This window comes from Amycolatopsis rifamycinica, assembly GCF_000695625.1.
Classification (GTDB): domain Bacteria; phylum Actinomycetota; class Actinomycetes; order Mycobacteriales; family Pseudonocardiaceae; genus Amycolatopsis; species Amycolatopsis rifamycinica.
Genome location: NZ_JMQI01000047.1, coordinates 144,314 through 170,311 on the forward strand (window position 1 = coordinate 144,314; position 25,998 = coordinate 170,311).

24 protein-coding genes are annotated in these 25,998 nt (G+C 71.7%); 16 read left to right on the top strand and 8 right to left on the bottom strand.

Annotated elements, in window-relative coordinates; translation table 11 throughout:
- Nucleotides 1–1,443 (top strand): GTPase HflX, encoded by a 1,443-nt coding sequence (gene hflX, locus DV20_RS22300; RefSeq protein ID WP_043783326.1) that lies wholly within the window; start codon nt 1–3, stop codon nt 1,441–1,443.
- A gap of 53 nt (nt 1,444–1,496) precedes the next feature.
- Entirely contained in the window at nt 1,497–2,510 is a 1,014-nt protein-coding gene (locus DV20_RS22305; protein ID WP_043783329.1) for an esterase-like activity of phytase family protein, read from the top strand.
- 76 nt (nt 2,511–2,586) lie between these two features.
- Here the strand turns inward: DV20_RS22305 and lexA are convergent, their stop codons facing one another.
- Nucleotides 2,587–3,246 carry a transcriptional repressor LexA gene (gene lexA, locus DV20_RS22310; protein WP_051736098.1) on the bottom strand — a complete coding sequence of 220 codons (660 nt, stop codon included), beginning with the start codon at nt 3,244–3,246 and terminating at the stop codon, nt 2,587–2,589.
- 426 nt (nt 3,247–3,672) lie between these two features.
- On the opposite strand from lexA, the gene DV20_RS22315 reads away from it, so the two are divergent.
- From DV20_RS22315 to DV20_RS22330, 4 genes are all read left to right on the top strand, one after another.
- The gene (locus DV20_RS22315; protein ID WP_235190918.1) at nt 3,673–4,080 is read left to right on the top strand and encodes a LysM peptidoglycan-binding domain-containing protein; all 408 of its coding nucleotides are present in this window, start codon (nt 3,673–3,675) and stop codon (nt 4,078–4,080) included.
- Nucleotides 4,081–4,359: 279 nt separating this feature from the next.
- Complete coding sequence (nrdR, locus tag DV20_RS22320) at nt 4,360–4,854, top strand: transcriptional regulator NrdR (protein ID WP_043783335.1); 495 nt, start codon at nt 4,360–4,362, stop codon at nt 4,852–4,854.
- A gap of 30 nt (nt 4,855–4,884) precedes the next feature.
- Nucleotides 4,885–7,710 carry a vitamin B12-dependent ribonucleotide reductase gene (locus DV20_RS22325; protein ID WP_043783337.1) on the top strand — a complete coding sequence of 942 codons (2,826 nt, stop codon included), beginning with the start codon at nt 4,885–4,887 and terminating at the stop codon, nt 7,708–7,710.
- 106 nt (nt 7,711–7,816) lie between these two features.
- Entirely contained in the window at nt 7,817–8,491 is a 675-nt protein-coding gene (locus DV20_RS22330; protein ID WP_043783339.1) for a ferritin-like domain-containing protein, read from the top strand.
- Here DV20_RS22330 and DV20_RS22335 read toward each other — a convergent pair.
- Nucleotides 8,453–9,028, bottom strand: a complete 576-nt coding sequence (locus tag DV20_RS22335; RefSeq protein ID WP_043783340.1) for a TetR/AcrR family transcriptional regulator — start codon at nt 9,026–9,028, stop codon at nt 8,453–8,455. The genes DV20_RS22330 and DV20_RS22335 overlap by 39 nt on opposite strands.
- Before the next feature lie 76 nt (nt 9,029–9,104).
- Between DV20_RS22335 and DV20_RS22340 the strand changes: the two genes are divergently transcribed.
- Both DV20_RS22340 and DV20_RS22345 read left to right on the top strand, forming a co-directional pair.
- Nucleotides 9,105–9,716 carry an FMN-dependent NADH-azoreductase gene (locus tag DV20_RS22340; RefSeq protein ID WP_167344393.1) on the top strand — a complete coding sequence of 204 codons (612 nt, stop codon included), beginning with the start codon at nt 9,105–9,107 and terminating at the stop codon, nt 9,714–9,716.
- Complete coding sequence (locus tag DV20_RS22345; RefSeq protein WP_043783342.1) at nt 9,716–10,030, top strand: DMT family transporter; 315 nt, start codon at nt 9,716–9,718, stop codon at nt 10,028–10,030. The genes DV20_RS22340 and DV20_RS22345 overlap by 1 nt, the downstream gene beginning before the upstream one ends.
- On the opposite strand, the gene DV20_RS22350 is transcribed toward DV20_RS22345, so the two are convergent.
- Entirely contained in the window at nt 10,020–12,095 is a 2,076-nt protein-coding gene (locus DV20_RS22350) for a prolyl oligopeptidase family serine peptidase (protein WP_043783344.1), read from the bottom strand. The two genes, DV20_RS22345 and DV20_RS22350, sit on opposite strands and share 11 nt — an antisense overlap.
- 112 nt (nt 12,096–12,207) lie before the next feature.
- Between DV20_RS22350 and DV20_RS22355 the strand changes: the two genes are divergently transcribed.
- Nucleotides 12,208–13,185 carry a neutral zinc metallopeptidase gene (locus DV20_RS22355; RefSeq protein ID WP_043783346.1) on the top strand — a complete coding sequence of 326 codons (978 nt, stop codon included), beginning with the start codon at nt 12,208–12,210 and terminating at the stop codon, nt 13,183–13,185.
- On the opposite strand, the gene DV20_RS22360 is transcribed toward DV20_RS22355, so the two are convergent.
- Nucleotides 13,178–13,750 (bottom strand): TIGR03086 family metal-binding protein, encoded by a 573-nt coding sequence (locus DV20_RS22360; protein ID WP_043783687.1) that lies wholly within the window; start codon nt 13,748–13,750, stop codon nt 13,178–13,180. The genes DV20_RS22355 and DV20_RS22360 overlap by 8 nt on opposite strands.
- Before the next feature lie 82 nt (nt 13,751–13,832).
- On the opposite strand from DV20_RS22360, the gene pdxR reads away from it, so the two are divergent.
- The 3 genes from pdxR to DV20_RS22375 all read left to right on the top strand — a co-directional run bounded on the left by pdxR (nt 13,833) and on the right by DV20_RS22375 (nt 16,222).
- Complete coding sequence (gene pdxR, locus DV20_RS22365; protein ID WP_043783349.1) at nt 13,833–15,245, top strand: MocR-like pyridoxine biosynthesis transcription factor PdxR; 1,413 nt, start codon at nt 13,833–13,835, stop codon at nt 15,243–15,245.
- Nucleotides 15,242–15,688 carry a hypothetical protein gene (locus DV20_RS22370; RefSeq protein ID WP_043783351.1) on the top strand — a complete coding sequence of 149 codons (447 nt, stop codon included), beginning with the start codon at nt 15,242–15,244 and terminating at the stop codon, nt 15,686–15,688. The genes pdxR and DV20_RS22370 overlap by 4 nt, the downstream gene beginning before the upstream one ends.
- 102 nt (nt 15,689–15,790) lie before the next feature.
- Nucleotides 15,791–16,222, top strand: coding sequence for a CBS domain-containing protein (locus DV20_RS22375; RefSeq protein WP_043783352.1), 432 nt, complete (start codon nt 15,791–15,793; stop codon nt 16,220–16,222).
- A 40-nt stretch (nt 16,223–16,262) separates the two neighbouring features.
- On the opposite strand, the gene DV20_RS22380 is transcribed toward DV20_RS22375, so the two are convergent.
- Complete coding sequence (locus DV20_RS22380) at nt 16,263–17,822, bottom strand: DUF4139 domain-containing protein (RefSeq protein ID WP_043783353.1); 1,560 nt, start codon at nt 17,820–17,822, stop codon at nt 16,263–16,265.
- An 85-nt stretch (nt 17,823–17,907) separates the two neighbouring features.
- Between DV20_RS22380 and DV20_RS22385 the strand changes: the two genes are divergently transcribed.
- The 4 genes from DV20_RS22385 to DV20_RS22400 all read left to right on the top strand — a co-directional run bounded on the left by DV20_RS22385 (nt 17,908) and on the right by DV20_RS22400 (nt 22,598).
- Nucleotides 17,908–19,704, top strand: coding sequence for a Xaa-Pro dipeptidyl-peptidase (locus DV20_RS22385; protein ID WP_043783354.1), 1,797 nt, complete (start codon nt 17,908–17,910; stop codon nt 19,702–19,704).
- Nucleotides 19,704–20,369, top strand: coding sequence for a YdcF family protein (locus tag DV20_RS22390; protein ID WP_043783356.1), 666 nt, complete (start codon nt 19,704–19,706; stop codon nt 20,367–20,369). Before DV20_RS22385 ends, DV20_RS22390 begins: the two co-directional genes overlap by 1 nt.
- A 148-nt stretch (nt 20,370–20,517) precedes the next feature.
- Complete coding sequence (locus tag DV20_RS22395; protein WP_043783358.1) at nt 20,518–21,372, top strand: M23 family metallopeptidase; 855 nt, start codon at nt 20,518–20,520, stop codon at nt 21,370–21,372.
- Between the two features lie 158 nt (nt 21,373–21,530).
- Complete coding sequence (locus tag DV20_RS22400) at nt 21,531–22,598, top strand: DUF4192 domain-containing protein (RefSeq protein ID WP_043783360.1); 1,068 nt, start codon at nt 21,531–21,533, stop codon at nt 22,596–22,598.
- Between the two features lie 371 nt (nt 22,599–22,969).
- Here DV20_RS22400 and galE read toward each other — a convergent pair whose 3' ends face one another.
- The 3 genes from galE to DV20_RS22415 form a co-directional block, all read right to left on the bottom strand.
- Entirely contained in the window at nt 22,970–23,950 is a 981-nt protein-coding gene (galE, locus tag DV20_RS22405) for a UDP-glucose 4-epimerase GalE (RefSeq protein ID WP_043783361.1), read from the bottom strand.
- Nucleotides 23,951–24,049: 99 nt separating this feature from the next.
- A complete protein-coding gene (gene galK, locus DV20_RS22410; protein ID WP_043783363.1) occupies nt 24,050–25,234 on the bottom strand; it encodes a galactokinase in 1,185 nt (394 codons plus the stop codon).
- Nucleotides 25,231–25,947 (bottom strand): metal-dependent transcriptional regulator, encoded by a 717-nt coding sequence (locus DV20_RS22415; RefSeq protein ID WP_084093602.1) that lies wholly within the window; start codon nt 25,945–25,947, stop codon nt 25,231–25,233. Before DV20_RS22415 ends, galK begins: the two co-directional genes overlap by 4 nt.
- Nucleotides 25,948–25,998: the final 51 nt, after the last annotated feature.

Consider the following 25,998-nt stretch of genomic DNA (forward strand, 5'->3'; position numbering starts at 1 on the left):
ATGACAGAACTGACACACACCGAAGACCACGACGACGACCTGTACGACCCGTCGACCGGCGAGATGGAGCTCGAAGACCGCGCGTCACTGCGCCGGGTCAGGGGCCTGTCCACGGAGCTGGACGACGTCACCGAGGTCGAATACCGGCAGCTGCGGCTCGAGCGCGTCGTGCTGGTCGGCGTGTGGACCGAGGGCACGGCCCTGCAGTCCGAGGCGTCGCTGGCCGAGCTGGCGCGCCTGGCCGAGACAGCGGGCTCGGAGGTCCTCGAAGGCCTCATCCAGCGGCGGACCAAGCCGGACCCGGCCACCTACATCGGCTCGGGCAAGGTGCGGGAGCTGCGGGACATCGTCGGCTCCACCGGCGCCGACACCGTGATCTGCGACGGCGAGCTCTCGCCGGGCCAGCTGCGGCAGCTCGAGGAGAAGGTGAAGGTCAAGGTCATCGACCGGACCGCGCTGATCCTCGACATCTTCGCCCAGCACGCCCGGTCGAAGGAGGGCAAGGCGCAGGTCGAGCTGGCCCAGCTGCAGTACCTGATCCCGCGGCTGCGCGGGTGGGGTGCGTCGCTGTCCCGGCAGGCCGGTGGCCGCGCCGGCGGCGGGAACGGCGGCGTGGGCCTGCGCGGTCCCGGTGAGACCAAGCTGGAGACCGACCGGCGGCGGATCAACAAGCGCGTGGCGAAGCTGCGCCGGGAGATCGCGGCCATGGACACCATCCGCGAGACCAAGCGCGGGCGGCGGCTGGCCAACGAGGTGCCCAGCGTGGCGATCGTCGGCTACACCAACGCCGGCAAGTCCAGCCTGCTCAACGCGCTGACCGGGGCCGGGGTGCTGGTGGAGGACGCGCTGTTCGCCACCCTCGACCCGACCACGCGGCGCGCGCAGACGCCGGACGGCCGCGGCTACACGCTGACCGACACCGTCGGGTTCGTGCGGCACCTGCCGCACCAGCTGGTGGACGCGTTCCGCTCGACGCTGGAGGAAGCCGCCGACGCCGACCTGCTCGTGCACGTGGTGGACGGGTCCGACCCGGCACCCGAAGAGCAGGTCAGCGCGGTGCGCGAGGTGCTCGGCGAGATCACCCGCAAGCGCAAGGAGCCGCTCCCGCCGGAGCTGCTGGTGATCAACAAGACCGACGCGTCCGACGAGGTCAGCCTGGCCCGCCTGCGGCACGCGCTGGCCGGGTCGGTCCAGGTCTCGGCCCGGACCGGGGTGGGCATCCCGGAGCTCGTCGAGGTGATCGCCGACCGCCTGCCGCGGCCGGAGGTCACGGTCGAGGTCTTCGTGCCCTACTCGCGCGGCGAGCTCGCCGCGCGGGCGCACGCCGAGGGCGAGGTCCTCGAAGAGGAGCACGCCGAAGAGGGCACGCGCCTGCTGGTGCGGGTCCGCCCGGACCTCGCGGCGGCTTTGCACGAGTACGAGACCAACTCGACCAGGGCCTGACACGTCTCCGTAGTGTGCGACCGGACGAGGTCGCACACTACGGAGGTGGCTGGGTGCGCTGGGTTGTCGCGTTGGTCTTCTTGGCCGTGTTCAGCGGGTCGGTCCCCGCTTCGGCGGCCGAGACGCCGCAACCGTTGTGCACGATGAAGGACACGCGCATCGGCGAGCTGTCCGGCCTGGTCTCCGACGGGTCCAAGCTGTACGCGATCAACGACGGCGGCAGCAAGGTCCAGGTGTTCGTGCTGGGCCGGGACTGCAAGGTGCAGAAGGTCCTCACGGACAAGACCGACCCGTTCGACGTCGAGGACCTGGCCCGCACGCCCGACGGGACGCTGTGGCTGTCCGACACCGGCGACAACAAGAAGGGCCGGCTGACGGTCGCCCTGCTGGAGATGACCCCGCAGGGCAAGGTGACGCTGCACCGGCTCACGTACCCGGACGGCCAGCACGACACCGAAGCGCTGATCATGGACAAGGCGGGCACGCCGTACCTGATCACCAAGGACGTCCTCGGCGAGGCTCGCGTGTACCGGCCGTCGGGACCGCTGGCGAGCCCGGGCCCGACCACCATGGAGAAGGTGGGCACGGTCAAGATCGCGACGACGGACACCCAGGGCGGCCCGGTGGGCTCGATCGGCTCGGTGCTGGTGACGGGCGGCGCTTCGATGGCGGACGGCAGCGCGATCGCATTGCGGACGTACACGGACGCGTACGTCTACGCGGCGCCGGACGGCGACGTGCTGGCCGCCTTGCAGCGCAACCCGGCACGGATTCCGTTGCCGGGGGAGCAGCAGGGCGAGGCGATCGCGTTCGACCCCGACGGGACGTTGATTTCGGGCAGCGAAGGCGTGGGCCAGCCCCTCCGCACGGTGCGGGGCGCGGCGGCACTGGCCGCGCAGTCCGGCGCACCGGCGGAGGGGACGACCTCGACCGGGACGAGCGCGTCGTCCGGCTCGGCGGAGGACGGGGCCGGGCTCCCCGTCCTGCCTGCCGCCGGGATCACGGTCGCGGTGGTCGGCCTGGGCTGGTTCGGCTTCAGCAGGCTGCGCCGCCGAACCCGCCGCTGACCTCCGGCTCCCCACGGCCGAAGACCATCCGATCCGGTGAATCTCCCGGGCCGTGCGAAAGCCCGGGAAAGACCCCTCAGAGGCGGCGGAGCACCGCCACCACCTTGCCGAGCACCGTGGCGTCGTCGCCGGGGATCGGCTCGTACGCCTCGTTGTGCGGCATCAGCCAGATGTGGCCGCCCTTGCGCTTGAACGTCTTGACCGTGGCCTCGCCGTCGATCATGGCCGCGACGATCTCGCCGTTGTCCGCGTCCGGCTGCTGGCGGACGACCACCCAGTCGCCGTCGGTGATGGCCGCGTCGACCATCGAGTCACCGGTGACCTTCAGCAGGAACAGCTCGCCCTCGCCGACGATCTCCCGCGGCAGCGGGAAGACGTCCTCGATGGCCTGCTCGGCCAGCACCGGGCCACCGGCGGCGATCCGGCCGACCAGCGGCACGTACGCCGCCTTCGGCATGACCGGCTGCTGGTCCATCTCGATGCCCATGGGGTTGTCGTCGGTCGCCGAGAGGACGCCGACCGCGCGCGGGCGGTTCGCGTCCCGGCGCAGGTAGCCCTTGCGCTGCAGGGCGCGCAGCTGGTGCGAGACCGACGACGTCGAGGTCAGCCCGACCGCCTCGCCGATTTCGCGGACGCTCGGCGGGTAGCCGAACCGGCTCACCCACGAGCGGATCACGTCGAGCACCTGCTGCTGGCGGACGGTGAGGGTCTCGTCCACGTCGTACACCTCGGGCATGGCGTGCACCTTGCCCGAGCCGCCGGGGGACCCACTGGTCCTGCCCGCCTTGTTCTCCTTCGCCACTGCGTCGCCTCCCAGACGTTCGCTGCACGTATCTGCGCGCCGGCCGCCGCCCGCGGGGTGCGGGCAGCCTCGCCGGGCGGCATCTGCCCGGCAGATGCCCTGGTCACCGACGTTAGCCCCCGGGCACGACGATTTCAAACATCTGTTCGATCGACACGCCGTGTCCGCTCGATTTTGTCGGTGGCAGGTGGTAGACCTTCGCACGGGCGTTCGATAGAACGCCTGTTCGACCTTGATCCACGGGCCGCTCCCGGTCCGGGAAACGGGCGGACACAGGGTTTCGAGGAGGTTCGGATGTCCATTCTGGCCGAACGCGGACACGTTCGCCCGGCGACCCCGGTCCCGGCGCCCCTCCGTCCCGTGCGCCTTCTGCGGGGGCGCCGCGGCGAGGTGCACCGCCCGCCGACGCGCGCACGGGTCGTGGCGGGCCGCCGCCCGGCCGGCGCCCCCTGCGCGGCGCCGCGGCGGGTGGCGGTGCGCTGGCCGTGGCTGGCGGCGCTCGCCGTCGGGAGCTGCCTGATGATCACCGGATTGGGTCTTCTCGGGGGCGGGGCGTCCGGTGCGCCGGTGCCCGAGCGGACCGCGACGGTGTCCGTCGGCCAGGGCGACACCCTCGCTTCGCTGGCCGCCCGATTCGCGCCGGACAGTGAGCCTGGCGCGGTTGTCGCCCGGATCAAGGAGCTGAATCGCCTGGACCGGGCCGCCCTGGTGCCCGGGCTGCCGCTCACGGTCCCGGTCGCCGACCCCGCCGCCGTCCCCGCGCCCTGATCCGCGCGGGCCGTCAACCGCACTCACCCGGGCGAGGATCGCGCCCGGCGTGGCGCTTGCGCGCGCACCCCGCGAGTTCTACCCTTCGCCGCTATATGTAGTAGTTACACCGCTGTAGTTGGTCCACAGGTTGGGGTAGACTGGACAGCAGTTGTCCACAGCTGGTCGGCTTTTACCCACCGGATGTCCACAAATCGATCACCAGGTGCGCCGGATGCGTGGTGGCCGCGGGGGACGTCGACCGCGGGCAGCCGGCGAGGAGGGGAAGGTGATCGGCGGATGAGGTGCCCGTTCTGCCGGCATGCGGACTCTCGGGTCGTCGACTCCCGAGAGGTGGATGAAGGCCAGGCGATCCGCAGGCGGCGCTCGTGCGCGTCGTGCGGCCGCCGGTTCACGACGTCGGAGACGATGGTGCTCGCCGTCGTCAAGCGGTCCGGGGTCACCGAACAGTTCAGCCGGGACAAGGTGGTGAGCGGCGTCCGCCGCGCCTGCCAGGGCAGGCCGGTCGACGACGACGCGCTGCAGCAGCTCGCGCAGCGCGTGGAGGAGTCGATCCGCTCCGCCGGGCTGGCGGAAATCCCGAGTCACGAGGTCGGCCTGGCCATCCTGGGCCCGCTGCGTGAGCTCGACGGGGTCGCCTACCTCCGGTTCGCCAGTGTCTACCGCTCCTTCTCCTCGGTCGAGGACTTCGAGAAGGAGATCGCCGACCTCCGTGAGGCCATGGCGGGTTCTGCTGCCGAGAAGGACAGCGATCAGCGCGAAGACGGCGACTGAGCCGTCCCGCTGCGGGAGAGGGTTCAACCGATGACGGAAACCGTGGGAACGGGGGCCCGCGCGGCCACCGGCAAGAAGAGCAAGGCCGCCGGCGGGCTGAGCATCCAGCGCGTCTTCACGACGGAGGGGCAGCACCCGTACGACCAGGTGACCTGGGAGCAGCGGGACGTCGTCATGACGAACTGGCGCGACGGCTCGGTCAACTTCGAGCAGCGCGGCGTCGAGTTCCCCGAGTTCTGGTCGGTCAACGCCACCAACATCGTCACCAGCAAGTACTTCCGCGGCGCCGTCGGCAGCCCGCAGCGCGAGCGCAGCCTCAAGCAGCTGATCGACCGGGTCGTGAAGACCTACGTCAAAGCCGCGCGCGACCACGGCTACTTCGCCACGCCGCGGGACCTCGAGATCTTCGAGCACGAACTCACCTGGATGCTGCTGCACCAGGTCTTCAGCTTCAACTCCCCGGTCTGGTTCAACGTCGGCACGCCGTCGAAGCAGCAGGTCTCGGCGTGTTTCATCCTCGCCGTCGACGACACGATGGAGTCGATCCTCAACTGGTACCGCGAAGAGGGCCTCATCTTCAAGGGCGGCTCCGGCGCCGGGCTGAACCTCTCCCGCATCCGGTCCTCGAAGGAGCTGCTCACCTCCGGCGGCACCGCGTCGGGCCCGGTCTCGTTCATGCGCGGCGCCGACGCGTCCGCGGGCACCATCAAGTCCGGCGGCGCCACCCGGCGCGCGGCGAAGATGGTCGTGCTCGACGTCGACCACCCCGACATCGAGGAGTTCATCCAGACCAAGGCGCGCGAAGAGGAAAAGATCAAGGTCCTCCGTGACGCCGGGTTCGACATGGACCTCTCCGGCGCGGACATCTCCTCGGTGCAGTACCAGAACGCGAACAACTCGGTCCGCGTGTCCGACGAGTTCATGCAGGCGGTCGAGAACGGCACCGACTTCGGCCTGCGCGCCCGGCTCACCGGCGAGGTCATCGACCGCACCGACGCGAAGAAGCTGTTCCGCACGATGGCGCAGGCCGCGTGGGAGTGCGCCGACCCCGGCATCCAGTACGACGGCACGATCAACGACTGGCACACCTGCCCGGAGTCGGGCCGGATCACCGCGTCGAACCCGTGCAGCGAGTACATGCACCTCGACAACTCCAGCTGCAACCTGGCGTCGCTGAACCTGCTGAAGTTCGTCACGCCCGAGGGCACGTTCGACGCGCCGCTGTTCGCCCGCGCTGTCGAGTTCGTCATCACGGCGATGGACATCTCGATCTGCTTCGCCGACTTCCCGACCGAACCGATCGCCGACACCACGCGGAAGTTCCGCCAGCTCGGCATCGGCTACGCCAACCTCGGCGCGCTGCTGATGGCGCTGGGCCACGCCTACGACTCCGAGGGCGGCCGCGCGCTCGCGGCGGCGATCACGTCGCTGATGACGGGGGTGTCCTACCGGCGTTCGGCGGAGATGGCCCAGGTCGTGGGCGCGTACGAGGGCTACGCGCGCAACGCCGAAGCGCACCAGCGCGTGATGCGCAAGCACGCGGCGGCGAACGAGCTCGTCCGCACCTACCACTCGAACGACGCCGCGGTCCGCGCGCTGGCGACGGCGGAGTGGCAGAAGGGCATCGAGATCGGCGTGAAGCACGGCTGGCGCAACGCGCAGGCGTCGGTGCTCGCGCCCACCGGCACCATCGGCTTCATGATGGACTGCGACACCACCGGGATCGAGCCGGACTTCTCGCTGGTGAAGTTCAAGAAGCTCGTCGGCGGCGGCTCGATGCAGATCGTCAACCAGACGGTGCCGCGCGCGCTGGAGGCGCTGGGCTACCTGACCGAGCAGGTCGAGGCGATCGTCGAGTACGTGGCGCAGCACGGCCACGTCGTCGACGCGCCGGGGCTGCGTCCCGAGCACTACGAGGTGTTCGACTGCGCGGTCGGCGAGCGCTCGATCGCGCCGATGGGGCACGTCCGGATGATGGCCGCGGTGCAGCCGTTCCTCTCCGGCGCGATCTCCAAGACGGTCAACATGCCGGAGTCGGCGACGGTCGAAGAGGTCGAGGAGATCTACTTCCAGGGCTGGAAGCTCGGCCTGAAGGCCCTCGCGATCTACCGCGACAACTGCAAGGTCGGCCAGCCGCTGTCGACGGCCAAGAAGGAGAAGGCCGCCGACTCCGCCTCCGCCGAGCCGGAGAAGGTCGTCGAGCACCGGCCGGTGCGCAAGCGCCTGCCGAAGAAGCGCCCGAGCCAGACGGTGTCGTTCACCGTGGGCGGCGCGGAGGGTTACCTGACGGCGGGCTCGTACCCGGACGACGGCCTCGGCGAGATCTTCGTCAAGCTGGGCAAGCAGGGCTCGACGCTGGCCGGCGTGATGGACGCGTTCTCGATGTCGATCTCGGTCGGCCTGCAGCACGGCATCCCGCTGGAGTTCTACGTCTCCAAGTTCAGCAACCTGCGCTTCGAGCCGGCGGGCATGACGGACGACCCGGACATCCGCATCGCGACGAGCGTGATGGACTACCTGTTCCGCCGCCTGGCCCTGGACTACCTGCCGTACGAGAAGCGCTCCCAGCTGGGCATCCTCTCGGCGGACGAGCGTTCGGCCGAAGTCGAGGCGTCGTACGGCAACCCGGGCGTGGACCTGGAGGCCCTGCAGTCCACAGTGGACTCCTCCCCGAAGCCGCACGCGGACGAACCGGAGCACCCCCACCGCGAAGCCCAGACGACGACGGAGCTGATGGAACTCCGCCTCGGCAAGGCGGCGGACGCCCCGCTCTGCATGACGTGCGGAACGAAGATGCGCCCGGCGGGCTCGTGCTACGCCTGCGAAGGCTGCGGCGCGACGTCCGGCTGCAGCTGACGTTTCCGGCCGGCCCGGGCGGGATTTCCGCCCGGGCCGGCCGGCTTCACCGAATCTCCACGGGAGCCACTCACCGGGTCCACGAACGCGCGGCATCATCGAGGTGATGACTCACGCACACTGGCTCCAGGACTTCGAGGCCGAAGCCGAACGCCGCCGCGGTCGCGAAGATCCGCCGTGGGAACAAGGCACCACCCTCCACCCCGACATCGCGAAGAGCATCCAGCGGTTCCAAGTCGGCGAAGCCGGTGATGGTGCCAACCTCATCGCGAAGGCCGCCGGCGACGACACCTACCTCGCCGCCGTCAAGCTGTTCGTCGCCGAGGAGCAGAACCACGCGCGGCTGCTCGCCGAACTCCTGCGTGCCGCCGGGGTGGGCACCATCGCAGGACACTGGTCGGACACCGTGTTCGTCAAGCTGCGGCGGGCGCTCGGGCTGCGCCTCGAACTCATGGTGCTGCTCATCGCCGAAGTCGTCGCGCTGCGCTACTACCGCGCCCTGCGCGACGGCGCCGGCGATCCCCTTGTCGCCGAGGTCGCCGCCCGGATCCTCGCCGACGAGGAGCGGCACGTGCCCTTCCACTGCCACCGGCTCCGCGGCGGATTTCCCGCGGGCGTGCGTGCCGTCGTCTTCGGAGCCTGGCGGGTTCTGCTGATCGGAGTGACGATCACCGTCGCCGTCGATCACGGTCCGGCCTTGCGGCGGCTCGGCGTCGGGCGGCGGGAGTTCGTCGCCGACGTCCTAACCGCCTTCGACGTCGCCCTCGCGAGGCTCCAGTAGCCCGGCCAGCTGCCGCAAAGCCGCGAGGATCCGCTCCACCGGCACCCCCCGCGACGTCTGGTGCAGGAACAGTTCCGGCGCCAGCGGGGCCAGCAGCACGTCGGACAGGACGTCGGGGTCCGGCGCGCCCGCCGCCTCCGCCAGGACCCGGATGTGCGTGCGCCAGAACCCGTACGCGCCCGTCGTGAAGCGCGAATGGCCGACCTCGGCACCCAGCACCAGCGGTGCGTGGCGCGTCAGCAGCTCTACCATCGCCTCGTAGAACGCCGCCAGCCGCTCAGCCGGCGGCGCGCCCGGGCCCAACGGGGGCTCCCCGCGCAGCAACTGCTCCTGCAGGCGGCGCTCGTGTTCGTCCAGCAACGCCACGGCGATCGCGGAACGGTCCGGGTAGCGGCGGTACAGCGTTCCCCGGCCGACCCCCGCCGCCCGGGCGATGTCCTCCATCGTCACCTCCGCCGCGCCTCGGGCGGTGAACAGCTCCTCCGCCGCCGCGAGGATTTTGGCGCGGTTGCGGGCCGCGTCGGCGCGTTCGGGCATGGCGCCAGCTTAGGGAATATCCGGACGAGGCGTCCAGTTGAGTCAACTGGACACCGTGTCCACTTGAGGAGGAATCGTGCCCCACCTGCTGCACCTCGACTCCAGTGCCCGCCGCTCGTCGTTCTCCCGCGAGCTGTCCGCCCGGTACGCCGCCGGCTGGGCCGGCACCCGGACCTACCGCGACCTCGCCGCCGACCCCGTGCCGGTGATCGGCGAGGCCTGGACCGAAATCTGCGACGCCCTGCTCACGAACGGGATCACCGACCCCGCGCACTACGCCGACGTCGTCGAGACGCCGGCGCAGAAGCAGGCCTGGGCGGTCGTCGAGCCGCTCCTAGACGAGCTGCTCGCCGCCGACGTCGTGCTGATCGGCGCGCCGATGTACAACTTCTCGATCCCGGCCGCCCTGAAGGCCTGGATCGACCAGGTGACGTTCCCGAAGATGTCCCTGCGCGGCAAGAAGTTCGTCATCGCCGGGGCCAGGGGAGGGACCTACGCGGAAGGGACGCCGCGGGCACCGTTCGACCACCACGAGCGCTACCTGCGGGACTTCATCGCCGGGCACTACGACGTCGACGACGTCCGGTTCGTGCACGCCGAGCTGACCAACGCCCTGGTCGACCCGCACCTGGCCGCGCGCGACGGCGAGCGGAAAGCTTCGCGCGAAGCGGCACTGGCGGCGCTCTGATGGGCTGGGTGACGCTCGTCTTCGCCGGGCTCGTCGAGATCGCCTGGTCGCAGAGCATCAAACCGACGGAGAACTTCACGCGGCCGTGGCCGACGCTCCTGTGCTTCGTGCTCGGCGCCGCCGCGGTCTACCTGCTGTCGCGCGCGATGGACACCGTCCCGGTGGGCACCGCCTACGCGGTGTTCACCGGGATCGGTGCCGTCGGCGCGATCGTGCTCGGCGTCGTCGTGACCAAGGACCCGCTGAGTGTCGGCCGGGTGGCCGCACTGGCCCTGATCGTCGGCGGCGTCGTGCTCGCGCGGCTCACTTCGTGAGCTGCTCCCACAGGAACTCGAAGACCAGCGCCCACTTGAACGCCAGCTGCTCGTTGTCCGCCGCGGCGCCGTGGCCGCCTTCGATGTTCTCGTGATACCGGACGTCGTGCCCCTGCTCACGCATCCGCGCCACCATCTTGCGGGCGTGGGCGGGGTGCACGCGGTCGTCGCGCGTCGAGGTCACGAACAGCGACGGCGGATACGTGCGTCCGCTGTGGACGTTCTGGTACGGCGAGTACTTCGCGATGTACTCCCACTCCGCGGCGTCGTCCGGGTCGCCGTACTCGGCCATCCACGACGCGCCGGCCAGCAGCAGGTGGTAGCGGCGCATGTCCAGCAGCGGCACCTGGCTGACGATCGCGCCGAACCGGTCCGGGTAGCGCGTCAGCATCACGCCCATCAGCAGCCCGCCGTTGCTGCCACCCTGGATCCCCAGCCGCGACGGCGTCGTGATGCCCCGCGAGACCAGGTCCGCGGCCACCGCGGCGAAGTCCTCGTACACGCGGTGGCGCTGCGCCTTGATGGCCTGGGTGTGCCAGCCGGGCCCGTACTCGCCGCCGCCGCGGATGTTCGCGACGACGTACGTGCCGCCGCGGGCGAGCCAGCCGCGGCCGATCATGCCGCTGTAGGACGGCGTCAGCGAAATCTCGAAGCCGCCGTAGCCGGTCAGCAGCGTCGGGCCGCCCTCGGCGCCGGACGGCCGGACGACGAAGTACGGGATCTTCGTGCCGTCCTCCGACGTCGCGAAGTACTGCGCGACGCTCATGCCCGAAGCGTCGAAGAACGCCGGAGCCTGCTTCAGGACTTCGACAGTGTCATTCCGGGGCGCCGCCCCGGGCCGGGGGCTCTGCCACCCGGAGCCCCCCGAAGACCCCGGTTCGCCGACGTGCCCGTAGCTGAGCGTCGACGGCTGGAGGAACCCGCTGGAGTCGATCAGGTACTCGTCGCTGACGTCGGGATCGGTGTCGAAGATGTCCGCGCTGCCGAACTCCGGCCCGCCGGCCAGCGGCGCCTCCTGCCAGCCGTCCGGGCCCGGGGTCAGCGTCCGCAGCTCGCTGCGGACGTCGCGCAGCGTGCCGAGCAGCAGGTGGTGGCGCGTCCAGGCCCAGTACTCGAGCGAGGTGTGCTCGTCGGGGGTGAACAGCGTGGTGAAGTTCCGGTCGCCGGCCAGGAAGGCGTCGAAGAGGATGGCGATCAGCGAGCCCGCCGGGTGTTCCGTGCCGCCGACGGTCCACGCCGTCCGAGGACGCACCAGCAGCCACTCGCGGTGCACCGACGCGCTCGCGTCGTCCGGGACGTCGATCTTGACCAGCCCGCTGGGCGTCTTCAGGTGCAGTTCCGAGCGGTAGAAGTCGATCGCGCGGCTGACGAAGTCGCGCTCGAACCCTTCGGTCGGGTCGTGGGACGCGCCGATCGAGACGTCGTCGGGCTTGCCCTCGAAGACCAGTGTCGCCGCCTCGAGCGGCGTGCCGCGGCGCCACTCCTTGGCCAGCCGCGGATATCCGGAGCTGGTCAGCGAACCCGGGCCGAAGTCCGTTCCGATGTAGACGCGGTCTTCGTCGATCCAGCCGATCCGCGTCTTCGCCTCCGGGACCGTGAAGCCGTCGGCGACGAACTCGTGCGCGTCGAGGTCGAACTCGCGGACGACGGTGGCGTCCGCACCGCCGCGGGACAGCTCGACCAGGCCGCGCCGGTAGCCCGGACGCAGCACGGCCGCGCCCTGCCAGACCCAGTTCTCGCCCTCGGCCTCGGCCAGCGCGTCGACGTCGAGCAGCAGCTCCCACTCGGGTTCGTCGGTGCGGTAGGACTCCAGCGTGGTCCGCCGCCACAGGCCACGCGGGTGGCTCGCGTCCTGCCAGAAGTTGTAGAGGAATTCGCCGCGCCGGCGCACGTACGGGATCCGGTTGTCGGCGTCGAGCACCTCGCGCAGCTCGTCACGCAGTTCGGCGAAGCGCGCGCCGGCGGTCAGCTCGGCCAGCGTCTCGTCGTTGCGGGCGCGCACCCAGTCCAGTGCGTCGTCGCCGGTCACGTCTTCCAGCCACAGGTAAGGGTCCTCGACACTCATGGCCCCAGTCTCGCCTGGCCGGTGGCCCGGCGGCCACCCGGTGGCGTTTTCGTTTCGTGATCCCGGCCTCCCGGGGGGTCCGTATGCTGGTGCCACACAGCAGGGGGAGAACGTGAACGACACCGAGCCGTCATGGCCGGAGCCGGCCCGGCCACCGGAATCCGCGTGGGTGCCCGAGCCGAACCCGTGGGCGCCCAACTGGGCCGCGGCCCCGCCGGTCCCGATCGCGCCCCCGCGCAGCCGGCTCTGGGGTGCCGTGACCGGCGTCCTGATCATCGTGGTGGCCGTCTCCCTGATCGCCGCCACCATCCCGCGCCGGGTGGACGGCCGCGCGTTGGCCGCCGAGGGCGTCGATCCCGGCCGGGCGTACGGCGACAGCGGGAAGCCGCCGAAGGCCGTGCCGGAGCTGGCGCGCAACCCGCTGCTCGGCGCCGGCATCAGCCCCGGGCCCGCCACCTGCACCCTGCCGGACCTCGGCCGGGCGGCCGAGCAGCTCAAGGCCTACTACCGAGCGCTCGTCACCTGCCTGGAGCAGTCGTGGCGCCCGGCGCTGGAGAAGGCGAACGAGCCGACGCTGACCGCCACCGTCTCGGTGACGCTGCCGGAACACAGCTCGTGCGGCAAGGCACCGACGGAGAACGAAGCCGTCGCCTACTACTGCGGCGGCGACACGACGATCTACGCCCCGACCGACTGGATGCTCTCGGACGCCGGCCTCAACAAGGCCCGGCACATCGCGACGATCGCCCACGAGTACGGCCACCACGTGCAGCGCGAGAGCGGCATCCTCTCCGCGGCGGCGGACAAGATGACCTCGCCGGACGAGGACAGTGCGGCCGACAAGGAGGTCGTGCGCCGGATCGAGCTGCAGGCCAACTGCTTCGGCGCGCTGTTCCTGACCGCCGTCGCCGGCTCGGGCTCGATCAGCCGGTCGCTGGCGAACGCCGGGGTCGCCGACTACGGCCGGGCCAACGACAGCGACACCCACGGCTCGCGCGAGCACCAGCTGTCGTGGGCGAAGGCGGGCTACGACGGCAAGGCCACGAAGGCGTGCGACACGTGGAGCGCGCCGGTCGCCGAGGTCAGCTGAGCGTCCAGGCGGGGTCGCGGCCGAGGAGGGCGAGGAACCGGTCGAGTTCGCTCGCGCCCGCGGGCACCGCGAGGCTGCGGGCGAACGAGCCGTTCTTCTCGCGGCCTTCGTCCGGGATCCGCTCGGCCAGCTTCGTGGCGATGTCCACGGCTTCGGCGTCCGGCTCGTAGGGCAGCCCGAGCGCGCGGGCCAGGTCCCAGCCGTGCGCGACCGTGTCGACCAGGTGCATGTGCGCGGCGATCGCGCCGGGGAACGTGCCGAAGTGGTTGATGGTGAGCTGCCGCTCCAGCACGGCGTCGTCGGCGAAGGCGTCGAGGAAGTCGTCGACGGACGCCCGGTACGCGGCGTAGGGGTCGTCGCCGAGGACGCCGGCGTCCCAGTCCGGCGCCGAGCCTTCGCGGGCCGCCGTCGCGAAGGCGTGGTTCTCGCTGACCTGGTGGCGGAGCAGATCGGCGAGCGTCCAGCCGGCGCACGGGGTGGGGCGGGCGAGGTCGGCGGGGGTCACGCCGGCGACGAGCTTGTCGAGGACGAGCAGGGTGCGGCGGTCGAGTTCGCGAAGATTCATGCCGAGCACGGTAAGCCGGGCAGCGGACCACGGACAGTGCCAAAACCACCGCAACCTTCGTGGGCCAATCTAGACTGACGCGGTGGAGATCCACATCGACCTGGCCGGGGCGCGCGGCCACCGCGACGCGATCTACCGGCAGCTCCGCGCGGCGATCCTGGCCGGCCGGATCCGGCCGGGCGAGGCGTTGCCGCCCACCCGTGAGCTCGCGCAGCGGCTGGCGGTCTCCCGGACGACGGTCAGCGCGGCCTACGACCGGCTCACCGCGGAGGGCTTCCTCACCGGCCGCGTCGGCGCGGGCACGTTCGTCACCGCCTCGCCGGTGGAGCGCCCTTCGCCGGTCCCGGACGGCCCGGGCGTCCGGCCGCTGCCCGAGTGGGACGCCGTCCCGCGGCCGCCCGCGCCGTTCGCCCCGGCGCCGGAGTTCGACTTCCGGCCGGGCGTCCCCGACCTGTCGCTGTTCCCCTTCGACACCTGGCGGCGGCTGATCACCCAGCGGCTGCGCGCGGGCCAGGCCGACCTGATGACCTACGGCGACCCGCAGGGACACGCCGGGCTGCGCGCGGAAATCGCCCGGCACATCGGCGTTTCCCGGGACGTCCGCGCGAGTGCGGCGCAGGTCGTCGTCACCGCCGGCGCCCAGCAGACGACCGACCTCGTGGCGCGGGTGCTGCTGCGGACCGGCGACCTGGCCGCCGTCGAAGACCCGGGGTACCCGCCGCCGCGGCTGGTGCTCGGCGCGCGCGGCGTCCACGTCGCGCCGGTGCCGGTGGACGCGTCCGGGATCGTCGTCGACGCCATCCCGGCGGGGACGCGGCTGGTGTACGTGACGCCGTCGCACCAGTACCCGCTCGGGCTGTCGATGTCGCTGGAGCGCCGTCTGGAACTGCTCGACTGGGCCGAGCGGAACGACGCGGTGCTCCTCGAAGACGACTACGACTCCGAGTTCCGCTACACCGGGCGGCCGCTGGAACCGTTGCACAGCCTGGATTCCCGGGGCCGGGTCGTGTACGTCGGCTCGTTCTCGAAGGTGCTTTCGCCGGCGCTGCGGCTGGGTTTCCTCGTCGCGCCGCCGTCGCTCGTGCCCGCCCTCGTCAAGGCCCGCTACCTGACCGACTGGCACGCGCCGAACGTCGAGCAGGCGGCGCTGGCGGCGTTCATGGCCGAAGGCGGCTTCGCCCGGCACGTCCGGCGGATGCGGAAGGTCTACCGCGCGCGGCACGAACTGCTGTCCCGGTCGCTGGCTTCGTTCGCGGATTTCCTGACGCCGCTGCCGTCGACCGCGGGCCTGCACCTGAGCGCGGTCGCAGCTGCGGATTGCGGCCCGCTGGTCCGTGCCGCTCGCCGTCGTGGCGTCCGGCTGTACTCGCTGGGCGACTTCGGGGCGGGCGAGCGGCGGCACGGTCTCGTCTTCGGTTACGGTGCGATCGCGGCCGAGCGGATCGAGCCCGGACTGGCCCGGCTGCGGGCACTGGCGGACGAAGGAGCGGCATGACCGACGACGTGATGGTGGCGATCGACGCCGGTCTGCGGCAGCACATCGGCGGGGACCGCGCCGGCGCGTACGCGACCTTCGCCGAGCTGTGGTCTTCGATCGGCGAAGACGGCGACCCGCTGCACCGCGTCGCGCTGGCGCACCACATGGCCGACGTCTGCGACGACCCCGCCGAAGAACTCGAGTGGGACTTGCGAGCCCTCGCGGCGGCCGACTCGCTGACCGACTCGCGGGCCCAGGAGTACCACTCGTCCCTGGCCGTGCGCGGGTTCTACCCGTCACTGCACCTCAACCTGGGCGAGGACTACCGCAAGCTCGGCGACCTGGCGGCGGCCCGCGAGCAGCTGGCCCTGGCCCGCGCACGCCTGACCGACCTCGGCGACGACGACTACGCGGCCGGGATCCGGCTGGCCCTCGACGGCCTGGCCGAACGCCTCGGCTGAATCGGTTCGAATACCACGAAGACGCCCCATTTGCCGGACTTTCGCGGGGCGCCGCCGGGCCCTAACCTGTGGTGATCCAGCTCACCGACGGGAAGGATCGCCATGCGGATTGCGGATCTGCTGCGCAAGAAGGGGTCGGCGGTCGCGACGGTCACCCCCGAGACCACGGTGACCACGCTGCTGGCCGGCCTGGCCGAACACAACGTCGGCGCGATGGTGGTCGTCGCACCGGACGGCTCGATCGCGGGAATCGTCTCCGAACGCGACGTCGTCCGCCGCCTGCACGAGCACGGCCCCGGCCTGCTCGACGGCCCGGTCTCGGAGATCATGACCACGCTGGTGGCCAGCTGCACCCCCGACGATTCGGTGGACCAGCTGTCGGTGCTGATGACGGAACGGCGCATCCGCCACGTCCCCGTCCTGGCCGACGGCCGCCTGGCCGGGATCGTGTCCATCGGCGACGTCGTGAAGAACCGGATGGAACAGCTGGAGCAGAGCCAGGAACAGCTGCAGGCCTACATTTCCCAGGGCTGATCGTCCTCCGTGGCCGACGCTCGTCCCGTCGGCCACGGACCTACTCCCGCCACCCCGACAGTTCCACGCCCTTCGCGACATCGACCCGATAGGACAGCGTCACGGTCTTGGTCTCACCGGCGGCCAAGGTCAGCTTCCACGTGAACTCGCCCAGTGCCGACGTCTCCACCGGGTCCGGTGACGTCTTGACGTCCCGCACCGTGATCGTGTCGTCCCGCGAAACCGGCGCCTGGTCCAGCACCGTCACCACGGCTTCCCGAGGCCCGTGGTTGCCGACCGAAATGCGGTACTCCGCCTCCCGCCGCTTCTGTCCCGACAACGTCGCCTTGGACGCCGTGCGCCGGACCAGTTCCCGCTCGACCCGGATCCGGTCGTCGACCCCCAACGCCAGCTCCAGCTCTTCCCCGGGCGCCCACGGTTCGAGCATCGTCGTCCCGACGAACTCCGCGTCGTGGAACACCGAAGCGCGGCCGGGCCGCAAGGCGTACTCCGACGTGTTCTCCACCGTGGCGCGCAGGTACGCCTCCTCCGCCAGCACCGGTGCCGTCACATAACCCAAGGCTGCCGTGAGCGAAAGCTGCGCCAGCGTGGTCCGATGGCCGGAAGCGCCCGACGGCACCGCGACCGGCCGCGAAGGCCGGTAGGTGACCGCCGTCGTGCCCTGCTCGACCGCGGCCAGCTTGTTCACCATCGCCGGAGCCGCCGGCGCGAACTGCCTCCGTGCGCCTTCCGGGATCCCGCCGCCTGAACCGCCGTAGGCCGCATTGGCCGAGAATCCGCCCGGATTCGGCAGGACGCGGTCCAGGTACCACGGCTGCAGTTCCGGCACCACCACCGACACCGCGGGCCGGGCCGTCGACAGCGCCAGCTCGCACTCCGGCCAGTCCTCGCCCGTGTGCTGGCTGACCAGCCCGTACGAGACCACGGTGACCTCGGTGCCGCGCACCCGGATGTCGTAGCCCGGCTCCCAGCTCGCGCCGGGGACCACATAGGACAGTTCCAGCTCCGCTTCCCCGGCGGGGTCCGAGATTTCCAGCTCGACGATCACCGACGTACTGTCCTGTCCGGACTGCGCGCTGTGCGCTTCGATCCGCCGGTCGAGCGCGGCGAGGTCCTCGCGCAACCGCGCGATCCGCTCGCTCAGCACCCGTCGTGCCTTCAACGCGGAGGCCAGCCGCGCACTCAGCGCGTCGGTGACTTCGGCGACGCGCGCCGGCTCGGTGGTGCCGGCGGCCAGCGCCTTCGCGAAGCTGCCGCCGCTGCGCTTCGCGAGCGAAGTCAGCAGATCCACCTTCATCGTTTCGGCCGCTTCGTCGTCGAGGACGCCGTCGAGCGTGGCCTGATCGGCACGCCGCTGCCCGACGAGCGTTTCCAAGGCCGCGTCGGCCGGGGCGGCGTGCCACTCGGTGCGCACGTCGACGCCGGTGATCAGCGCCGGCCCGGTACCGGTGACGCGCACCGAGCCCGGGTCGAGGGCCGGGGGCAGCCCGGCGAACTCCAGGCGCGGCCCGCCGCCGAGCGGGGCCGTGCCCCGGCGGGTGATCCGCGCCTGCTGCGGGTAGACGGTCACGGCGGTGATCGGCGCTTCCACGGTCGGCATGCCTCCGACGTTAGTCTCTTGACACCCCCGCGGGCGGACCGGAAGTGTCTTCAGGCGTCCGCTTCGCCCGGCTTGGGGGTCCTGAGTGAAAGCCGCAGTCCTGCTCGCCGCCGTCCTCGCGCTGCCGCTGACCGCGGGCATCGCCGAAGCCGCGCCGCCCGCCCCGGTGTTCACCGGCGGCCAGGCGCAACCGGTGTTCGACCCGGCCGACGTCGTCCGCGAGGACGTCTGGGTCACCGCGCCGGTCGACAGCGACCACGACGGCGCCGACGACCTCGTGCACGCCCAGGTCGTGCGGCCGCGCGCGACCCAGCAGGGCCTGAAGGTGCCCGTCGTCTACCAGGCCAGCCCGTACTACGCCGGCGGCAACGACGTCGCCAACCACGACGTCGACGTCGAGCTGTCGGTGCCCGGGTACGCCCGCGGTCCGGAGGGCCCGCGCGTCGCCGCGCACGGCGTCGGCCCGGCCGCCCCGATCACCTGGCGCTACCAGGACTACTTCACCGCGCGCGGGTTCGCCGTCGTCTACGGCGAATCGCTCGGCACCGGCCTCTCCACCGGCTGCCCGACGACCGGTGACGTCAACGAGACGGTCGGCGCCCGCTCGGTCGTCGACTGGCTCAACGGCCGGACCTCCGCGCGGGACGTCACCGGTGCCGCGGCGAAGGCGGACTGGACGACGGGCAAGACCGGCATGATGGGCGTCTCCTACAACGGGACGCTGCCCAACGCGGTCGCCAGCACCGGCGTCGAAGGCCTCGAGACGATCGTGCCGATCGCGGCCATCTCCAGCTGGTACGAGTACTACCGCCACGACGGCGCGGTCGTCGCGGCCGGCGGCTTCCAGGGCGAGGACGCCGACGTGCTCGCCGAGTACGTCTACACCCGCGAAGACCGGCAGATCTGCCGCCCGGTGATCGACGGGCTGACCCGCGACCAGGACCGCGTCACCGGCGACTACACGCCGTTCTGGGACGTTCGGAACTACCGCAACGACGTCGGCAAGGTGCGCGCGTCGGTGCTCGCGGTGCACGGCCTCAACGACTGGAACGTCAAGACCGAGCAGGTCGCGACCTGGTACGAGGCGCTCAAGGCCCGCGGCGTCGAGCACAAGATCTGGCTGCACCAGTCCGGGCACGCCGACCCGTACTCGCTGCGGCGCGACGTCTGGCTCGCGACGCTGAACAAGTGGATGTCGCACTACCTCTACGGCATCGACAACGGCATCCAGAACGAGCCGAAGGCGACGATCCAGCGCGAGGACAAGTCGTGGACCGACGAGGCCGACTGGCCGGCGCCGGGCACCGCCGACGTCCGCGTGTACCCCTGGCCGGGCGGCCGGGCGAAGGGCACGATCGACACCCGCAACCCGGTCCCGGGCACGGCGGCCGCCGAAACGCTCGCGGATGACTCGTCGAAGACGATCGAGCAGCTGGCCGCCCTCGCCTCCTCCGGCAACCGCCTGCTGTACGCGACTCCGGCGGCGAAGCAGGCCGTACGCCTCTCCGGCACGGCCCGCGCCGATCTGGCTTTGGCGTTCGACCGGCCCGCGGCCAACGTCTCGGCCATCCTGCTCGACCGCGCCCCCGACGGCACGTCCCACGTGATCACCCGCGGCTGGACCGACCCCCAGAACCGAACGTCGCCCGCCCGCACCGAGCCGATCACGCCGGGGCAGACCTACCGGATCGGCGTCGACCTGATGCCGAAGGACTACGTCCTCGCGGCCGGCCACCGGCTGGAGTTCCTGGTCGCCTCCAGCGACCACGACTACACGCTGCGGCCGAAGCCGGGCGCCGGACTCGCGCTCGACCTCACGAAGACGTCGGTCACGCTCCCGGTCACGGGCGGCAAGCCGGCGCTGCGGGCCGCGTTCGGCTGATGCTGCCGGAGCACCTCCGGGCCGACGTCCGCACGCTGTGGAACTACCACGACCTGCGGCACGAGCCGCGGCGGTCGGACGCCGGGATCGGGCTCGGCAGCCGCGATCCCGGCGTGGCCGTGCACGCGGCGGAGCTGTTCCACGCCGGGTGCTTCCCGCTGCTCGTGTTCACCGGCGCCAACGCCCCGACGACGGTGGACCGCTTCCCGCGCGGCGAGGCGGTCCACTACCGCGAAATCGCGCTGGAGCTGGGCGTGCCCGACGACGCGATCCTCGTCGAGCCCGAAGCCCGCAACACCGGGGAGAACATCGTGTTCACCCGCCGGCTGCTGGCCGGCCGTGACGTGCGGTCCGTGACGCTGGTGACGCGGCCGTACCAGCAACGTCGTGCGTACGCGACGGCCAAGCGGCTCTGGCCCGGTGTCGACGTCGTGTGCGCGTCGAAGGCGGCCTCGTTCGAGGACCACCTCAGCGAGGAAGAAGACGCCGACCGCGTGATCGGCATGCTCGTCGGCGAGACCCAGCGGATCACCGAGTACGCCGAGCGGGGCTTCGCGATCCCGCAACGCGTCCCGCCCGGCGTCGAGCGCGCCTTCGGCAGGCTGGTCGAAGCCGGATTCACGCAGCGGCTCGTCGCTTTCCGCGGCGAGGGTGACTCAATGTAACGATTTTCGCCGGTCAGGAACGGCGAGACCGACTGGTCTCGGCCGAGGTCGTCACCGGCGTTCGACAGGGGCCGCTTGTACGGAAAATGTACCGACGCGGGCTTTCCTTCGTGCCGTCAAGTTGTCCCGTTTGTCAGGAGGTTCCCCCATGTCCAGGTTGCGACGGCTCGCCCTGCTCGCCGCCGCCGCGGCGCTGCCCGCGCTCGGCCTCACCCTCGCCGGTCAGGCGCCCGCCTCGGCCGCGCCCAACTTCCAGGTGCCGTTCAAGTGCGGGGTCACCGTGGACGCGGCCACGTTCAGCGGCCACAGCCCGGAGTACTCGGTCGACTTCCAGAAGTCCGGTATCACCGGAATGCCCGTGCTGGCTTCGGCTTCCGGCACCGTGACGCGGGTGGAGAACGAGGGCAGCGCGAGCTACGGCCGGTGGATCGAGCTGGACCACGGCGACGGCTGGCGCACCCGGTACGCGCACCTGTCGACCCAGTCCGTTTCGGTCGGCCAGTCGGTCACCGGCGGCAAGCAGCTGGGCACCGCGGGCGCGACCGGCCACGTCACCGGCCCGCACCTGCACTTCGAAGAGCGGCTCAACGGCACCGTGCAGAAGGCCAAGCTGAACGGTGTCGCGGTGCCGTACTACGGGCACACCAGCTTCACGAGCAAGAACGCCTGCGGTGGCAACCCGTACTCCGCCGAAGAGGTGTGCGGCGACGGCTTCGACGTCGTCGACCAGCAGGCGCTGGCCAACTCCTCGGGCACGGCTTACCTGCTGTACAACGCTTCCACCAAGGCGAACTGCGTCACCACGCTGAAGTCGACGTCGCTCGGCACCGCCAGCGCGGTGTCGGCGTTCCTGGAGGTCGAGGGTGCGGCGCGGGTGACCGATTCCGGCGACTTCACCTACTACGCCGGTCCGGTCAAGAAGACCGCCGACTCGACCTGCGTGAAGTGGGGCGGCTCGGTGGGCGGCAACACCTACGAGAGCGGGTTCGAGCACTGCGGCTGAGCCTGTCCGGCCGGTGGGGCCGGGCAGCATAGCCCGCCCCACCGACAGGAAAGTCCCGCCCGGCCCCGGCCGGGCGGCTTCCGTCCACATCGGTCCCCGCCATCCACAGATTTCCCGCCACCGCCCCACCCGGCCCCGTCGTGCCCCACAGTGGAGGCATGACCACAGCCACCCCGCCCGGCCCGACGCCGGTCGACCTCCGAAACCCCGCGCAGCTGCTGGCCGCGCTCCCGTACCTGATCGGGTTCCGGCCCGCGAAGTCCGTGGTCCTGCTCGGCCACCGGTACCCGGGCCACCGCCCGGGCCTGATCCTGCGCGGCGACCTGCCCCGTCGTGAACACCGCGCCCACCAGGCGCGGGCGCTGGCCGCCCGGTTCGCCGCGGACCACCACGTCGGCGTGACCGTGGTGGTCGTCGGCGGACGGCGAAGACCCGAGAAGGCACCGCCCCACGCGCCCTTCGTCGGCGAATTGACGGAAGCGTTGGGAGACCTGGGTCTCCCGGTGCTGCACGCCCTGTGGACGCCCGCGATCAGGGCGGGCGCACCATGGGCGTGTTACCGCATCGAAGAATGCGGCGGCACGTTGCCGGACCCACGCGCAACGGTGGTGGCGGCCGCCGCCACCGAATGCGGCACGGTGGCGTTCGACAGCCGCGAAGAGCTCGAAGCGCTGCTGGCCCCGCGGTCCCCGGAGGCCCTCGCCCGCCGCGCGGATCGCTTGTCGGGTGCCGAATCCCCGCCGTGGCCCGCGTCAACGTGCGTCAACGACGCGGCATCGGTGGTCCACGCGGCATTCGACCGCCTACGCCGAGGCGAAGGACCGCCGACGGACGAGCAAGCGGTCCTGCTGGCGCACGCGTTGAAGCTCCCGGACATCCGCGACCTGTGCTTGGCGATGGCGGTCCCTCCGGCCACGGCGGCGGCCCGGGAAGCCGAACGTCTCTGGCTGACGCTGGTCCGGGAACTCCCACCCCCGGAGAGAGCGGAACCGGCGGCCCTGCTGGGCTTCACGGCCTACCTCCGCGGCGACGGAGCCTTCGCGGGCATGGCCCTGGACAACGCCCTCGAGGCGGCCCCGGATCACGTACTGGCGTCGTTGCTGAAGAGGGTCCTGGACAGCGGAACGCCCCCCGAGGTCATCCGCGGCTTGGCAGTCGCGGCAGCAGGTCCGCTGGCGGGTTTCGGCATGGATCCGGCGGACTTCGACGTAGGCCAGGCAGCGTGAGGGCGAGGCGGCGCTGATCCACTGTGGACAGCGGCCGGGGAGCCCAGCCGGAGGAGGTGGCCGTCCTGGGCCGGGCGGCGGGCTGAGGCTGAGCTTAGGTCGCTTCTGGTCGGCGCAAGGTCAGCCCCGCCGCGTCTGGGTGAATTCTTGGGCTTCCACCCGATCCCGGCTGGGGCGCGGTCCGTGCAGGCTTGCCGCGCAACCGCTTCGGTGTCCGGGTCGGTGGCCGCCACGAGCCGGCCCGCTACGGCCGTCGGGTGGCTGAGCACTCTCCAATCCGGCGCGAGCCACCGGCCCGATCGGCCCTGCGGCATGCCCCGACCCGGCGGCCCGAAGCACCGAGGCCCCATCCGCCACAAATCGGCGCGAGATCAGCTCCGTCGCGACTGGGTGAACTCCCAGGCGTCCCGCACGATGCCGGCCAGGTCGGTCCGCTCGGGCTTCCACCCGAGCTCTTCCCGAGCCCGGTCGCTCGCCGCCACGAGCACCGACGGGTCGCCGGCCCGTCGCGGGGCCACCGCCGCCGGCACCGGGTGGCCGGTGACCTCGCGGCAGGCCTCGATCACCTCGAGAACGGAGAACCCGGTGCCGTTGCCCAGGTTGTAGATGCGGTGCTCGCCCGCGGTGGCGTGCTTCAGCGCCAGCAGGTGCGCGTCCGCGAGGTCCACGACGTGGATGTAGTCGCGCACCGCCGTGTGGTCCGGCGTCGGGTAGTCGTCGCCGAAGACCTGGATGCGCTCGCGGTCGCCCGAGGCGACCTGCAGAACGAGAGGGATGAGATGGGTTTCCGTGGTGTGGCGCTCGCCGAAGGCGCCGTACGCGCCCGCGACGTTGAAGTAGCGCAGGCTCACCGCCGCCAGACCGTGCGCGACGGCGAAGCTGGTGATCGCGGCGTCGATGGCGAGCTTCGTGGCGCCGTAGGTGTTGGTCGGCCGCGTCGGCGCCGTCTCCGGGATCGGCGACTGCTCCGGCTCGCCGTAGGTCGCCGCCGTCGAGGAGAACACCAGCCGGGGCGTGCCGTGCTCGTGCATGGCCTCGAGCAGCCGCAGCGAGGTGACGACGTTGCCTTCCCAGTACTTCGCCGGCTCCGTCATCGACTCGCCGACCAGCGACTTGGCCGCGAAGTGCAGCACGCCGTCGAAGCCCTCGCGCAGCAGGCTGCCCGCCGCCTCGGCGATGTCGCCTTCGATGAACCGCGCGTCCGGGTGGACGGCGTCGGCGTGCCCGGTGGACAGGTCGTCGACGACGGTGACCTGGTGCCCGGCTTCGACCAGCCGGGCGGCGCAGACACTTCCGACGTACCCGGCTCCGCCCGTCACGACCAGCTTCAGGGCGTTGCTCTGCTCCGACACATCCAGGCCTTCCTGCCGACGGTGACTGTGCCGCCCAGTCTTCCCCCTCGCCGACGCGCGGGTCCGCGCGGGGGTTGCCCCGGGCGGACCCGCGCGGCGTCAGAGCTCGTCGCGGCCGGCGCCGCGGGAGGGCACCGCCGTGAACATCCGCGGCCGCCGGTAGCCGGCCTTTTCGTAGGCCGCCTCGACGGCCTCCTTGACCCCCTCCAGGTCGGCGTCGCGGACCAGCGCGATCGCCGAGCCGCCGAAGCCGCCGCCGGTCATCCGCGAGCCGAGCGCGCCGGCCGCCCGCGCCGCGTCGACCGCGAGGTCCAGCTCGGCCGTGGAGATCCGGTAGTCGTCGCGCATGCTGACGTGCGAGGCGTCCAGGTACGGGCCGATGTCGGCCAGCCGCCCGGCGCGCAGCAGCTCGACCGTCTCGAGCACGCGCTGGTTCTCGGTGACGACGTGCCGCACCAGCGGCACCAGGTCCTCCGGCAACCGGTCGAGGGCCGCGGAGAGCCCGTCGGGGGTGACGTCGCGCAGCGCCTTCACCCCGAGCAGCTCGGCCGCCCGTTCGGTGCCGCGCCGGCGCTCGCCGTACCCGCCTTCGGCGTGCGAGTGCTTGGTGCGGGTGTCCATGATCAGCACCTGCAGCCCGGCCTCGGCGAGGCCGAACGGCACCTGCTCCTGCTCGCCCGACCGCACGTCGAGGAACAGCACGTGGGACTCGGTGCAGCAGAGGGACGCCGTCTGGTCGAGCAGGCCGGTGGGGGCGCCGACGAAGTCGTTCTCCGACCGCTGCACCCACCGCGCGACCTCGGGCCGCGTCGGGACGTCGTCGCGGCTGCCGTCCAGCTCCAGGCCGGCCAGCCCCAGCAGCGCCAGCGACACCGCGCACTCGAGCGCGTGGGAGGAGGACAGGCCCGCGCCCGACGGCACGTCCCCGGCGATGACCAGGTCGGCCCCGCTCGCGAAGCCCTGGTCGCGCAGCACCCAGGCGACGCCCGCCGGGTACGCGGCCCACCCCTCGACGGTGCCCGGCGCCAGGTCGGCGATCTTGAGCTCGCCGGAGCGCTGGAGCTGACCGTCGTCACCGAGGGTGGCCACGGACAGGATGCCGTCCTCGCGGGGCGACGCCGCCACGGCGAGCCGGTGCGGCAGGGCGAACGGCAGCACGAAGCCGTCGTTGTAATCGGTGTGCTCGCCGATCAGGTTGACGCGGCCCGGCGCCGACCAGACGCCGGCCGGCGCGGTGCCGTGCACCGTGTGGAACGCCGCGACGGCGTCCGAAGCGGGGCTCATCGAGCCTGCGCCAGGACGGCGTGCAGCGCGGAGCTGGCGACCTGGGCGGTGGTGTCCCCGCCGGTGACCTCGATGGTGCCGCCGGTGGCCTTGCCGACGGTGACGGTGCCGCCCGGCACGATGCCGACCGACTTGAGCTCGGTCATCAGCGACTCGTCCAGCTGGACGTGCTCGGCGATGCGCCGGATCTCGACGCGGCCGCCGCCGGTGCGGGCGAACTCGTCGAGCCGGACCAGGTCGGCCTCCGCGGGCGGCGCGGGTTCACCGTCGCCCAGCTTGTCCAGGCCCGGGATCGGGTTGCCGTACGGGGAGGTGGTCGGGTGGTCGAGCAGCTTGACCAGCTTGCGCTCGACGGCCTCGCTCATCACGTGTTCCCACCGGCAGGCCTCGTTGTGCACGTGCTCCCACTCGAGCCCGATCACGTCGACGAGGAGACGTTCGGCGAGGCGGTGCTTGCGCATCACGGCGATGGCCAGTTCCCGGCCGTGGTCGGTGAGCTGGAGATGCCGGTCGTCGGCGACCACGACCAGGCCGTCCCGCTCCATCCGGGCGACGGTCTGGCTCACGGTCGGGCCGCTCTGCTGCAGGCGCTCGGCGATGCGGGCGCGCAGCGGAACGACACCTTCTTCTTCGAGCTCGTAAATCGTACGCAAGTACATCTCGGTGGTGTCGATGAGATCGTTCACGCTGTCCCCTTCGTCCGCGTTGCTCATCGTAGTCGTTGACCCGGGCCGTGGCGGGGGGCCTCGGGAGTAACAACTCGC

What these genes read in the sequence shown, in the direction of transcription:
- DV20_RS22330 (WP_043783339.1), top strand. Translation starts at nt 7,817, where the DNA reads ATGACTCACGCACACTGGCTCCAGGACTTCGAGGCCGAAGCCGAACGC.
- DV20_RS22395 (WP_043783358.1), top strand. Translation starts at nt 20,518, where the DNA reads ATGTCCAGGTTGCGACGGCTCGCCCTGCTCGCCGCCGCCGCGGCGCTG.
- DV20_RS22350 (WP_043783344.1), bottom strand. Translation starts at nt 12,095, where the DNA reads ATGAGTGTCGAGGACCCTTACCTGTGGCTGGAAGACGTGACCGGCGAC.
- hflX (WP_043783326.1), top strand. Translation starts at nt 1, where the DNA reads ATGACAGAACTGACACACACCGAAGACCACGACGACGACCTGTACGAC.
- DV20_RS22370 (WP_043783351.1), top strand. Translation starts at nt 15,242, where the DNA reads ATGACCGACGACGTGATGGTGGCGATCGACGCCGGTCTGCGGCAGCAC.
- DV20_RS22345 (WP_043783342.1), top strand. Translation starts at nt 9,716, where the DNA reads ATGGGCTGGGTGACGCTCGTCTTCGCCGGGCTCGTCGAGATCGCCTGG.
- DV20_RS22375 (WP_043783352.1), top strand. Translation starts at nt 15,791, where the DNA reads ATGCGGATTGCGGATCTGCTGCGCAAGAAGGGGTCGGCGGTCGCGACG.
- DV20_RS22325 (WP_043783337.1), top strand. Translation starts at nt 4,885, where the DNA reads ATGACGGAAACCGTGGGAACGGGGGCCCGCGCGGCCACCGGCAAGAAG.
- DV20_RS22415 (WP_084093602.1), bottom strand. Translation starts at nt 25,947, where the DNA reads ATGAGCAACGCGGACGAAGGGGACAGCGTGAACGATCTCATCGACACC.
- galK (WP_043783363.1), bottom strand. Translation starts at nt 25,234, where the DNA reads ATGAGCCCCGCTTCGGACGCCGTCGCGGCGTTCCACACGGTGCACGGC.
- nrdR (WP_043783335.1), top strand. Translation starts at nt 4,360, where the DNA reads ATGAGGTGCCCGTTCTGCCGGCATGCGGACTCTCGGGTCGTCGACTCC.
- DV20_RS22335 (WP_043783340.1), bottom strand. Translation starts at nt 9,028, where the DNA reads ATGCCCGAACGCGCCGACGCGGCCCGCAACCGCGCCAAAATCCTCGCG.
- lexA (WP_051736098.1), bottom strand. Translation starts at nt 3,246, where the DNA reads ATGCCCGAGGTGTACGACGTGGACGAGACCCTCACCGTCCGCCAGCAG.
- DV20_RS22360 (WP_043783687.1), bottom strand. Translation starts at nt 13,750, where the DNA reads ATGAATCTTCGCGAACTCGACCGCCGCACCCTGCTCGTCCTCGACAAG.
- DV20_RS22390 (WP_043783356.1), top strand. Translation starts at nt 19,704, where the DNA reads ATGCTGCCGGAGCACCTCCGGGCCGACGTCCGCACGCTGTGGAACTAC.
- DV20_RS22400 (WP_043783360.1), top strand. Translation starts at nt 21,531, where the DNA reads ATGACCACAGCCACCCCGCCCGGCCCGACGCCGGTCGACCTCCGAAAC.
- DV20_RS22380 (WP_043783353.1), bottom strand. Translation starts at nt 17,822, where the DNA reads ATGCCGACCGTGGAAGCGCCGATCACCGCCGTGACCGTCTACCCGCAG.